Consider the following 2,369-nt stretch of genomic DNA (forward strand, 5'->3'; position numbering starts at 1 on the left):
GGCCGCGTCGGCCGCGTCGGCCGCAAGGGCGGCGACGGCCGAGCGCACCCGCTGGCGCTCGGGGCGGGCTTCGGGGTCCACCCGGGTGTCACCGGAGGGCACGGCCATGAGGATCGACCTCAGCGCGGCCGGGTGGACCGGTTCGGATGCGGAGGCGGAGGCGGACTCGGGGGCGGGAGGGGGAGGGGGCGCAACGACCACGGAGGGCAGCCACTTCCTTCGTGCGGAACAGGGACGGGCGGACGGACTACGAACGGCAGCCGGACCGACATACGGCAGACGGCCGGCAGACGGACTACGGACGGCACGGGCCTGGCAGGGGGCCGCGGCCGGACGGGGCGGGCAGGGCGCCCCGCCGGGCACGCCGGGGTGCGGTTCACGGGAACGGGTGCACCGTGAGCCGGTCCAGGGACAGCTCCTGCCGACCCGCCGCCGCGAGCAGCCGGGGCAGGCCGAGTACGCGCTGGTGCGCGAACCCGAAGGCCAGGGGGACGCTCCCGGGTACCAGGACCCGTACGGCGCGCAGCCCGGCGGCCCGGTGTTCGCGCCCGGTCTGGTCCACGACCAGCACCTCGTCCATGCCCGCTTCGGCGAGCATCCCCAGCAGCAGCCGCCGGGCCTGCCCGAGCGTGGCCGCCCCGCGCAGCGGAGAGCGCGGGAACGCCTCGGCCAACGCCACCGACGGGCCCGTCAGATACGGCTCGAAGGCGGCGGCGGCCTCGGGCACCGAGTACCACTCGATGTGGTGGTCGAGGTCGGTGACGTTCCAGCGGTCCGTACGCAGCCGGCGGGCCCGCTCCGGTGAGGGGGCGACGACGTCGCCGAGGACCAGCGGGGCCAGTTCCGCGACCGCCGCGCGAACCGCCTCGGCCGGATCGGGGTGGGCGGCGGCCGTCGTCAGGCTGTACTTGTCCGACGAGCGCGGGTTGCGGGCCAGCGCCCACACCGCCGGCACCGGCACGTCCCGCGTCAGGACCAGCAGGTCCACCTCGTAGCCGGCGCGGCGCATCGCGGCGCGCAGCTCCACGGTGGTGGGGTCGGTGACCGAACTCCAGTCGATCCGGGGTACTGGCCGACCCGCCCACCAGGTCAGCAGGAACGCGTCGCGCTCCAGGAGTTCGAGCAGGGCGTGCAGGGCCGCCTCGTCCAGGGTGGCGCCGAGGGCACAGCCGTTGGAGGACTCGTACAGCACCCGTCCCCACCGCTGCCCGGGGCGGGGTTCGGGGTGGACGTGGTACGAGCCGGCCTCCAGCGGCACCCAGCAGTGCTCGCCGGTGCCCCACACCTGTGCGGGGATCCAGCGCAGGACGTCGTCCGGGGAGAACGGGTCGACCCGGCAGGAGGGGTGCTCGTACTGCTCCGGTGCGAGGTCGCCGAGCCGGCGCGGGTCAAGGGCGCGCCCGGGCAGCTGCCGGTACGCGGCGCGGACCGGCCGGGCCGAGCTGACGAGGGCCTCCGAACCGGAGCGCTCCAGGCGCTCCAGCATCGCCAGGCGGGAGGCTGCGGCGATGGTGCGGCCGCGGCCGTAGCCGGCGGCCTCGGACGCCTTGCCGTGCCGGGCGTGGACGGCCGCGACCAGGGCGGCCGGGCTGTCGGGAACCGGCTGGAGGCCGATCACCGGGCCGTAGCGGCTGTCGACGAGCAAGGTGGTGAGCGTCGACACGGACAGATCGGGCCCCGGCACCTGCCGCAGGGCCCGGTCGAGCAAAGGGTCCACACCGGGGCCGGGAATCACGTCGGCACCGCTGCCGGCATCCGCGTCCACGTCGCGGCGGGGAGCCGCGTCCGTGCCCGCACCACGGCCGAGGGCCGCACCATGGCCGCCGTCCACGACCGCGTCACGGCCAGGGGCCACGTCCGCGCCCGCACCACGGCCGAGGGCCGCACCATGGCCGCCGTCCACGACCGCGTCACGGCCAGGGGCCACGTCCGCGCCCGCACCACGGCCGGGGACCGCACCATGGCCGGCATCCACGCCCGCACCCACCTCACAGCCAGCATCCGCGTACATGTCCGCCTCACGGCCAGGGGCCACGTCCGCGCCCACACCACGGCCGAGGACCGCACCGCGGCCGGGGACCGCACCATGGCCGGCGTCCACGACCGCGTCACGGCCAGGGGCCACGTCCGCGCCCACACCACGGCCCAGGGCCGCACCATGGCCGGCATCCACGCCCGCACCCACCTCACAGCCAGCATCCGCGTACATGTCCGCCTCACGGCCAGGGGCCGCCTCCGTGCCCGCGTCACGGCCGGGGACCGCGCCCGCGCCGGCGCCACGCGGGACCGCGTCCGTGGCCGGCCTCGACGTGGCGTCCGCCTCCGGCCCGAGGACGGCTTCCGTCTCCGGCCCGAGGACGGGGCCCGCC

At 76.9% G+C, this 2,369-nt stretch carries 2 protein-coding genes; one reads left to right on the forward strand and one right to left on the reverse strand.

Annotation, left to right across the window (positions count from 1 at the left end):
• Nucleotides 1-376 precede the first annotated feature (376 nt).
• Nucleotides 377-1,855, reverse strand: a complete 1,479-nt coding sequence (locus tag GPJ59_RS35525; protein ID WP_219672245.1) for a YcaO-like family protein — start codon at nucleotides 1,853-1,855, stop codon at nucleotides 377-379.
• On the opposite strand from GPJ59_RS35525, the gene GPJ59_RS35530 reads away from it, so the two are divergent.
• The coding region (locus GPJ59_RS35530) for a hypothetical protein (RefSeq protein ID WP_219672247.1) at nucleotides 1,817-2,369 on the forward strand (553 nt) is incomplete at its 3' end. The genes GPJ59_RS35525 and GPJ59_RS35530 overlap by 39 nt on opposite strands.

Origin of the sequence: Streptomyces bambusae (genome assembly GCF_019400985.1) — a bacterium.
GTDB lineage: Bacteria > Actinomycetota > Actinomycetes > Streptomycetales > Streptomycetaceae > Streptomyces > Streptomyces bambusae_A.